At 65.0% G+C, this 8583-nt stretch carries 8 protein-coding genes and 1 pseudogene; 3 read left to right on the forward strand and 6 right to left on the reverse strand.

Annotated elements, in window-relative coordinates:
• Positions 1–324: 324 nt before the first annotated feature.
• The 4 genes and pseudogenes from EJ078_RS02900 to EJ078_RS02915 all read right to left on the reverse strand — a co-directional run bounded on the left by EJ078_RS02900 (position 325) and on the right by EJ078_RS02915 (position 5410).
• Entirely contained in the window at positions 325–1482 is a 1158-nt protein-coding gene (locus EJ078_RS02900) for a M20 aminoacylase family protein (protein WP_127214962.1), read from the reverse strand.
• Positions 1483–1578: 96 nt separating this feature from the next.
• Entirely contained in the window at positions 1579–2775 is a 1197-nt protein-coding gene (locus EJ078_RS02905; protein ID WP_127214963.1) for a diaminopropionate ammonia-lyase, read from the reverse strand.
• A gap of 202 nt (positions 2776–2977) precedes the next feature.
• Positions 2978–4211 (reverse strand): annotated as a pseudogene (locus EJ078_RS02910) (Zn-dependent hydrolase).
• A complete protein-coding gene (locus tag EJ078_RS02915; RefSeq protein WP_127214964.1) occupies positions 4208–5410 on the reverse strand; it encodes a diaminopropionate ammonia-lyase in 1203 nt (400 codons plus the stop codon). Before EJ078_RS02915 ends, EJ078_RS02910 begins: the two are co-directional and overlap by 4 nt.
• A gap of 106 nt (positions 5411–5516) precedes the next feature.
• Here EJ078_RS02915 and EJ078_RS02920 point away from each other — a divergent pair, with 106 nt between their 5' ends.
• From EJ078_RS02920 to EJ078_RS02930, 3 genes are all read left to right on the forward strand, one after another.
• On the forward strand, positions 5517–6005 hold the full coding sequence (locus EJ078_RS02920; protein WP_127214965.1) for an Lrp/AsnC family transcriptional regulator: 489 nt from the start codon (positions 5517–5519) through the stop codon (positions 6003–6005).
• Positions 6006–6096: 91 nt separating this feature from the next.
• Positions 6097–6378: a type II toxin-antitoxin system RelE/ParE family toxin gene (locus EJ078_RS02925; protein ID WP_127214966.1), complete on the forward strand. Its 282-nt coding sequence runs from the start codon at positions 6097–6099 to the stop codon at positions 6376–6378.
• A 37-nt stretch (positions 6379–6415) separates the two neighbouring features.
• On the forward strand, positions 6416–6715 hold the full coding sequence (locus EJ078_RS02930) for a HigA family addiction module antitoxin (protein ID WP_067322571.1): 300 nt from the start codon (positions 6416–6418) through the stop codon (positions 6713–6715).
• On the opposite strand, the gene EJ078_RS02935 is transcribed toward EJ078_RS02930, so the two are convergent.
• Both EJ078_RS02935 and EJ078_RS02940 read right to left on the reverse strand, forming a co-directional pair.
• Positions 6712–7689: a branched-chain amino acid ABC transporter permease gene (locus tag EJ078_RS02935; protein WP_067322567.1), complete on the reverse strand. Its 978-nt coding sequence runs from the start codon at positions 7687–7689 to the stop codon at positions 6712–6714. The two genes, EJ078_RS02930 and EJ078_RS02935, sit on opposite strands and share 4 nt — an antisense overlap.
• A gap of 1 nt (position 7690) precedes the next feature.
• Positions 7691–8578, reverse strand: a complete 888-nt coding sequence (locus tag EJ078_RS02940; protein WP_066998448.1) for a branched-chain amino acid ABC transporter permease — start codon at positions 8576–8578, stop codon at positions 7691–7693.
• Positions 8579–8583: the final 5 nt, after the last annotated feature.

The raw sequence follows: 8583 nt of genomic DNA on the forward strand, positions 1-8583 counted from the left end.
CCCGTTCGGGCATAGTGCATGAAAGCTGACAAAAAAGGGTTACTGGGGTGAAGCTGCCAATCTCCCCGCATTTTGGAGGAAAGGTCCGGCAGAACAGAGGGGCGCGAAGGATCGCGGCCCATCTGCTTCGTCATCCGAGGGCGAAGCAAGGAGCGAAGCGACGCGCGCAGACCCTGGGATTCATGCCGTTACGCTAAAGCGTTGCAACAGCTACAGTATTCTGCGCTGCCGAACTCTACGCCAAAGGTCATCGAATGGATCCTCGGGTCAAGCTCGAGGATGACGAAGCAGAAGCTCCGCCGCTTTCGCCAATCGCAGACGCCCTTACCCCGCCGCCAGCCTTCGCCGCACCACCGCCGCGTGGAAACGCGCGCCATGCAGCAGGCCTTCATCGTTGAAATCGTAGGCCGGGTTGTGCAGCGGGGCGGAATTGCCGTTGCCGAGGAAGACGAAACAGCCGGGCACTTCGGTGAGGAAGCGGGCGAAATCCTCCGAGGCGGTCATCGGCTCGGCGGCGATGCCGACGGCATCGCCGGCCAGCACCGTTCGGGCCGCAGCAAGCGCCTCATTCACCAGCGCCGCGTCGTTGATCAAGGGCACGAACTCGCGCGTGTAAGTGACCTCAGCCGCTACGTTATAGGCCTGCGCCGTGCCTTCGGCGATGAGGCCCATCTCCTTCTCGATCGCCGCGCTCACCTCGGGCCGGAAACTGCGACAGTCGCCAAGGATGCGGGCGAGGCCGGGCAGCGCGTTGCGGGTGCCGTCGGTGATGAGCTCGGTGACCGAGACGACGCCGATATCGACGGGGCTCAGGCGCCGCGAGACGATGGTCTGCAGGTTGACGACCAGCGCGCAGGCGGCAATCAGCGTCTCGCGAGCGTCGTGCGGCCTGGCGGCGTGGCCGCCCAAGCCTTTCAGCACGATCTCGAAATTGTCCTCGGCCGACATGATCGGACCGCTCCGGGTTTCGAAGTGGCCGATGGGCAAGCCCGGCATATTGTGCAGCCCGAAGATTTCCTCGAAGGGAAAGCGTTCGATGAGCCCGTCTTCGATCATCGCAAGCGCGCCTCTGCCCCACTCCTCGGCCGGCTGGAAGATGAACCGCACCGTGCCGTCGAAGCCCCCTTCTTCCGCCAGCAGCTTCGCCGCGCCGAGCAGCATGGCGGTGTGGCCGTCATGGCCGCAGGCATGCATGGTGCCGGGCGTCTGCGAGGTCCAGGCTCGCGTCCCTTGCTCGGCGATGCGCAGCGCATCCATGTCGGCGCGCAGCGCAATCGCGCGATTGCCGCTGCCCCTGGCCAGCGTGCCGACAACGCCCGTGCCGCCGATGCCTTCCGCGACTTCGAGCCCGAAGGCGCGAAGCTTCTCCGCCACGAAGGCGGCGGTGCGCTTTTCCTCGAAGCCGAATTCCGGGTGGGCGTGGAGGTCGCGCCGCCAGGCCGTCATCGCGCGATGCAGCTGCTGCTGGTCGAGGTCAGCCATCTTCTCTTTCCCCAGCGCTCGTTCCAGGCGAGTCTTCCCGACGCTGCGCTTCGTTTCCATCGATTCCGGAGGGAAGCCCGCTTTCCTGAAAATCCTTCAGGCGATCTGCAGCTCCAGCTCCCGCGGCACCGCCCCGACCAGCTCGGTGTAACGGCCGGCGTCGGTCGCGCCTTCCGAATTGATGACGAGGACACGCGACGTAGCATCGAGCCCGAGAGCCGCGCGCATGCCCTTGTCTCCGGCTGCGCGGATCAGCCCGGCAAGCCCCGCGCCGCCGCTCTCGCCGGAAACGATGGCCGGATCGTTGCCCAAGGGCCGGGCCAGCCGGTTCATCACCGCGACCGCGTCGTCTTCGTCGACGGTCATGAAGGCGTCGCCGACGCGGGCCAGCACCCGCCAGGCGATCAGGGACGGCTCGGCGCATTCCAGCATCGCCATCACCGTCGACCGCTGAGGAGCGATCGTTACGGGACGGCCGGCCTCCACCGAGGCGTAGACGCAAGCCGAGCGCCTCGGCTCGACCACCACGGCCTTCGGCCGCCCCTCGCCGAGCAGAATTGCCATATAGCCCGCAAGCGCCGCCGCAAAACCGCCGACGCCGGCCTGCAGGAAGACGTGCGTGGGCGGTTCGGCCATGTGCCGCAGCGCCTCGCGCACGATCACCGTGTAGCCCTGCATGACAAGCCCCGGAATGCGCTCGTAGCCACGCCAGGAGGTGTTGGAGACGATCTTCCAGCCGCGCTCGGCGCCGACCCGGGCGACTTCGCGGACCGCCTGATCATAACCGCCCTCGACCTGCACGATCTCGGCGCCGAAGCGGGCGATGGCCGCCACGCGCTCGGCGCTGACGCCGGCATGGACGTAGATGACCGAACGCGCGCCAACGAGGCCCGCCCCCTGCGCGACCGATCGGCCGTGGTTGCCATCGGTGGCGCAGCAGAAGGTCATCTGGGCGGCGATAGCGCGCAGCTTCGGATCGTTGATTTCGCAGATATCGACTTCGCGACCGAAGCGCTTGCCGGCCTCTTCCAGCACCAGCCGCATGACGGCATAGGCGCCGCCCAGCGCCTTGAAGCTGCCAAGGCCAAGACGCTGGCCCTCGTCCTTGACATGCAGTGCTGCGATGCCGAGGCCATTGGCCAGCGCCGGCAACGCATAGAGAGGCGTTTCGGCATGGTCGTCGCGAGCCCTCAGATAATGCTCGGCCCGGTCGGCGCCCGCCAGGCCGAGGGACTCAGCGTCGGCCGGCACCAGCGGCTGGTTGTGTTCGGGGCGCTGGTTGATGAGCAGCATGCTATTCTTTCTTCGATACACTGAACTTTTTTGACGCGCGCGAGAATCGCGCTCCCTAATCTGGCTAGTGATTGAAGTTTGTTTCGATCAGATGTCGCCGGATTCCCGCCTTGGTGGCACGCAACGTTTCGAGATGACTATTTTTGGTGGTGTTTCGCCTTGGCGGCATCTGCCGTCGACAACATACCGTTTGGTTCCGCGATCAGTCGGCTGCCAGCCGGGCGGCGACGTCAAGCAGGACATTGGCGCCCGCAACCAGTTCGTCGGCGGCGGTGAACTCGTCCGGGCTGTGGCTGATGCCGCCCCGGCTCGGCACGAAGATCATCGCGGACGGCGCAATGCGGGCAATCATCTGCGCGTCGTGCCCCGCGCCCGACGTCATGCGCCGGCACGAAAGGCCGGCGGCTCTGGCACCATCCTCGATCAGCGAGACGATGCCGGCATCGAACGTCACCGGCTCGAAGCGCGCCAGGCTTTCGGCATGGATGGTGACGCCGGCGCTTGCGGCAAGGTCGTCGAGGAAGGCGGCGAGCGCCGCTTCGGCTTCGCGAAGATGCATTTCGTTCGGATCGCGAAGGTCGATGGTGAAGATCGCCCGCGACGGGATGACGTTGATCGCGTTTGGCTCGAAAGCAATGGTGCCAACGGTGGCGACCGTGGGCGTCGGCGACGCTGGCTCGGTCAGCGAGGAAGCTGATCACCCGCGCGGCGGCGACGCCGGCATCCTGGCGCATCGACATCGGCGTGGTGCCGGCATGGTTGGCCACGCCGTCGATGGTTATGCGCTGCCAGGAAATGCCCTGCAGGTTCTCGACCGCGCCGATGGCGATGCCCTCGCGCTCCAGCACCGGCCCCTGTTCGACATGCAGCTCGACATAGACATGCGGCTTGAGGAAGCCGGGCTGATGTCGGCCGGCATAACCGATGCGCTCCAACTCCTTACCCAGCACCGAGCCGTCGGTGCCGATCGAGGCCAGCGCCTCTTCGATGTCCCGGCCGCCGGCAAAGACCAGCGAGCCCATCATATCAGGCGAATAGCGCACGCCCTCCTCATTGGTGAAGGCGGCGACAACAAGCGGGCGCGCCGGCGCAAATCCTGCCTCCTTCAGGGTCTCGATTGCTTCGAGGCCGGCAAGCACGCCGTAGCAGCCGTCATAGATGCCGGCGTCGATCACCGTGTCGATGTGCGAGCCGAGCATCACCGCTTCCTGGCCTGCCTCGGCGTCGCCCTGCCAGATGCCGAAGATGTTGCCCATGCGATCGATGGCGACGTCGAGCCCTGCCTCTTCCAGCCAACCGACAAGGCGGTCGCGGCCAAGCTTGTCCATGTCGGAGGCGGCGACGCGGACGAGCCGGCCCTGCGTATCGCGACCGAGGCTGCCGAGCTCCTCGATACGGCCAAGCAGACGGTCGGCATTGATCGTCAGATTGCTCATGCCGGCTGCCTCGCCAGCGCAACCTCGTCAGGCGCCATCCCGACCAGCTCGGCATAGCGGCCGGGGTCGGTCGCGCCTTCGGAGTTGATGATGAGCACGCGCGACTGGGCATCGAGGCCGAGAGCCCCGCGCATCTTCTTGTCGCCGGCGGCGCGGATCAGCCCGGCGAGCCCCGCCCCGCCGCTCTCGCCGGAAACGATCGCCGGATCAGTGCCTGAAGGCCGCGCCAGGCGGTTCATCACCGAAACCGCGTCGTCCTCGTCCACGGTCATGAAAGCATCGCCGAGCCGCGACAGGACGCGCCAGGCGACCAATGACGGCTCGTAACATTCGAGCATCGCCATCACCGTGGGCTTGCTGTGCGCAATCGCGACTGGACGCCCCGCCTTCGCGGTGGCGTAGACGCACGCCGCCCGCGCGGGCTCGACCACGATTGCCGCAGGGCGATCCTCGCCAAGCACGATGGCGAAATGGCCGGCCACCGCCGCCGCAAGGCCGCCGACGCCGGCCTGCAGGAAGACGTGGGTGGGCGGCTGCGGCAAGCGCCTCAGCGTTTCGCGCACGATAACGGTGTAGCCCTGCATCACCAGCCCCGGGATGCGCTCATAGCCCGGCCAGGATGTGTCGGAGACGACGGTCCAGCCGCGCTCGGCGGCGACACGGGCGGCTTCCCTGACCGACTGGTCGTAATCGCCGGCGATGCGCACGATCTCGGCGCCGAAGCGGGCAATCGCCGCGACGCGTTCGTTGCTGACGCCCGAATGGACGAAGATGACGGAGCGCGCACCGACCAGGCCGGCGCCTTGCGCTACCGAGCGTCCATGATTGCCGTCGGTCGCGCAGGCGAAGGTCATGCCCGAGGCAATCGCCTTCACGTCGGGCCCATGCAGTTCGGCGACATCGATGGCGCGGCCGAGCCGTTTCCCAGCCTCTTCCAGCACCAGTCGGATGACGGCGTAGGCGCCGCCCAGCGCCTTGAAGCTGCCGAGGCCGAGGCGCTTGCCCTCATCCTTGACATACAGCGAGCTGACGCCGAGTTCGCCGGCCAGCGCCGGCAAGGCATACAGCGGCGTCTCGGCATGGTTGTCGCGTGCGGCCAGGAAGCGCTCGGCGTCGGCGGCTCCGGCGAGCCCAAGCGTCGCGGCGTCTTGTTCGGTCAGCGGCTGGCGATGGCTCGGGTGGTGGTTGAGCAGGAACATGGATCGGCTTTCTCTGTCTTGTTGGCTGAAATTTATTGCAAGTCCAGTGAGAAAGGCGCTCTGTTTCGGCACCTGAAATGCAAGTTTGTTTCGTTCAGATGCTGTCATGTCCATTTTGCCCGACCTCGACGCCTTCGACCGCGCCATCCTCGCCATCCTGCAGAAGGACAACAGCACGCCCCAGCGCATTATCGGCGAGACGGTGAACCTCTCGGCGCCGGCCGTGCAGCGGCGCATCAAGCGCATGAAGGAAATGGGCGTCATCCGCGCCAATGTCGCGCTGGTCGATCCGGCCAAGGTCGGCCATCCGATCACCGTCTTCGTCGAGGTCGAGGTGGAGAGCGAGCGGGCCGAGCTGATCGACGCCGCCAAGCGTGGCTTCGCCGCGGTGCCGGAAGTGCAGCAATGCTATTACGTGACCGGCGAGGCCGACTTCATCCTGGTCGTCACCGTGGCGACAATGGCCGACTACGAGGCGCTGACCCGGCGATTGTTTTTTGAGAACAACAACGTCAGGCGGTTTCGCACGTTCGTTGCGATGGATCGGGTAAAGGTCGGGCTGGAGGTGCCGGTGGGCGCACCTCACTCAACATGATCCCTCGGGGCATTTCGTATCGCGGCATGATACTCTGCGCTTGATCTCGGAGACGTATCATGCAAAGATACGTTACGAGGGGCAGTGGTGGATGATACGTTCGTTCAGAGACAAGACCACTGAAGCGATTTCGACAGGCAAGGCTCCGAAAGGATTTCCGGCAGATCTCATTCGTGTCGCTCAGCGGAAACTGTTCATGCTGGACAACGCAGCCGAACTGGCCGACCTCAAAGTCCCACCGGGAAATCGGCTTGAAGCGCTGAAGGGCGATCCCGACGGTCAGTACTCAATCCGTATCAACGACCAATTTCGTGTTTGCTTTCGGTGGACCGATGGAGGAGCGGACAATGTGGAGATCACCGACTACCATTAGCTAAACCAACCAGCTCTGTCCGACAGGAGCGGAACCAATGATCAACCTCGATAAGCCTATTCATCCCGGCGAGATATTGCGGGCCGAGTTCCTTGAGCCACTCGACCTGAAGCCCTACACCCTGGCGAAAAAGCTTCACGTCCCACGTACCCGCATCGAGCGCCTCGCCAACGAGACCACGCCCGTTACGCCGGACACCGCTCTGCGTCTCGCCAAATTCTTTGGCACCACGCCACAGTTCTGGATGAACATGCAAGCCAGTTACGACCTGGCCGTGGAGGGCGCGTCGCTGCAGGAAGAGCTCAAGGAAATTAAACGGTTCGAGGCGGCTGCTTAAGAGCTCTTGCCGCCCTCCCTCCCCAGCAACCGCGCATAGATCTCCCCAACGATCCCGCGCCGGAAGATCAGCACGCAGACCATGAAGATCACGCCGGTCGCTATCGTCACCGGGAAGCCGGAGGTGGCAAGGGTGTTCTCGAGGCCGACGACGAGGCCGGCGCCGACCACCGGGCCGACCATGGTGCCGATGCCGCCAAGAAGCGTCATCAGGATGACCTCGCCCGACATCTGCCAGGTGACGTCGGTGAGGGTCGCGAACTGGAAGACGATCGCCTTCACCGCGCCGGCGAGGCCGGCAAGGGCCGCCGACATGACGAAGGCGGCGAGCTTGTAGCGGCCGACGGAATAGCCGAGCGAAATGGCACGGTTCTCGTTCTCGCGGATCGAGCGCAGGATCATGCCGAAGGGCGAGTTGACGATGCGCCAGATGGCGAAGAGGCCGATCAGGAAGATGGCGAGCACGAAGAAATACATGTTCATCGGCACGTTGAGGTCGAGCATGCCGAAGAGATGGCCCCGCGGCACGCCCTGGATGCCGTCCTCGCCTTCGGTGAAGGGCGCCTGCACGCAGAAGAAATAGAACATCTGCGCCATCGCCAGCGTGATCATGGCGAAATAGATGCCTTGCCGGCGGATGGCGAGGAAGCCGACGACGAGGCCCATGCCTGCCGCGCCCGCAGCGCCGAGCAGGATGCCGGCCTCGGGCGGCCAGCCCCAGGCTTTCACGGCATAGGCGCAGAAATAGGCGGCGCCGCCAAAGAAGGCGGCGTGGCCGAAGGAAAGCAGCCCGGTGTAGCCGAGGAGCAGGTTGAAGGCGCAGGCGAACAGCGCGAAGCACAGCATCTTCATGACGAAGATCGGGTAGATGACGAACGGGGCGGCGACGAGCGCCATGATCCCCAGCGCCACAAGCGCCCGTTCCAGCCGGACGGAGGCAGCGGCGCGCTCTGCGTGAAGGGTCGCCTCGCTCATCTTACGCGTCCCTTCCGAACAGGCCCGCGGGGCGGAGCAAAAGCACGATTGCCATGATGACGAAGACCACCAGGTTCGAGGCCTCCGGATAGAAAACTTTGGTCAGGCCCTCGGCGAGGCCGAGCATGTAGCCGGTGACGATGGCGCCGAGGATCGAGCCCATGCCGCCGACCACGACGACGGCGAAGACGACGATGATGAGGTCCGATCCCATCAGCGGGCTGACCTGGTAGACGGGCGCCGCAAGAATGCCGGCCAGCCCGGCAAGTGCTGCGCCCAGCCCATAAGTGAGCGTCAGCAGCAGCGGCACGTTGACGCCGAAAGCCTGCACCAGCTCGGGATTCTCCGTGGCGGCGCGCAAATAGGAGCCGAGCCTGGTCTTTTCGATCAGCAGCCAGGTGCCGATGCAGACGATGAGCGAGGCCACCACCACCCAGCCGCGGTAATTGGGCAGGAACATGAAGCCGAGATTGGTGCCTCCGGCAAGCAGGGTCGGCACCGCGTAAGGATTGCCGGAGACGCCATAATAGAAGCGGAACACGCCTTCGATGACCAGCGCAAGGCCGAAGGTGAAAAGCAGGCCATAAAGCGGGTCGAGCCGGTAGAGCCGCGACAGTGCTACGCGCTCCACCACGATGCCGAACAGGCCGACGGCCAAAGGCACGATGATCAGCGCCGGCCAGTAGCCGATGCCGAGATGGACGAGCAGCAGATAGCCGATGAAGGCGCCGAACATATAGAGCGCGCCATGGGCGAAATTGATGATGCGCAAGAGCCCGAAGATGACGGCCAGCCCGAGGCTGAGCATGGCGTAAAAAGAGCCGTTGATCAGGCCGACAAGCAGTTGGCCGAGCAAGGCTTGGATGGGGATACCGAAGATCATGGTCATTTGGC

Source organism: Mesorhizobium sp. M1A.F.Ca.IN.022.06.1.1 (assembly GCF_003952605.1).
GTDB lineage: Bacteria > Pseudomonadota > Alphaproteobacteria > Rhizobiales > Rhizobiaceae > Mesorhizobium.

Coding starts and splice junctions, on each gene's coding strand:
- EJ078_RS02900 (WP_127214962.1), bottom strand. CDS start 1,482: ATGGCTGACCTCGACCAGCAGCAGCTGCATCGCGCGATGACGGCCTGG.
- EJ078_RS02905 (WP_127214963.1), bottom strand. CDS start 2,775: ATGCTGCTCATCAACCAGCGCCCCGAACACAACCAGCCGCTGGTGCCG.
- EJ078_RS02915 (WP_127214964.1), bottom strand. CDS start 5,410: ATGTTCCTGCTCAACCACCACCCGAGCCATCGCCAGCCGCTGACCGAA.
- EJ078_RS02920 (WP_127214965.1), top strand. CDS start 5,517: ATGTCCATTTTGCCCGACCTCGACGCCTTCGACCGCGCCATCCTCGCC.
- EJ078_RS02925 (WP_127214966.1), top strand. CDS start 6,097: ATGATACGTTCGTTCAGAGACAAGACCACTGAAGCGATTTCGACAGGC.
- EJ078_RS02930 (WP_067322571.1), top strand. CDS start 6,416: ATGATCAACCTCGATAAGCCTATTCATCCCGGCGAGATATTGCGGGCC.
- EJ078_RS02935 (WP_067322567.1), bottom strand. CDS start 7,689: ATGAGCGAGGCGACCCTTCACGCAGAGCGCGCCGCTGCCTCCGTCCGG.
- EJ078_RS02940 (WP_066998448.1), bottom strand. CDS start 8,578: ATGACCATGATCTTCGGTATCCCCATCCAAGCCTTGCTCGGCCAACTG.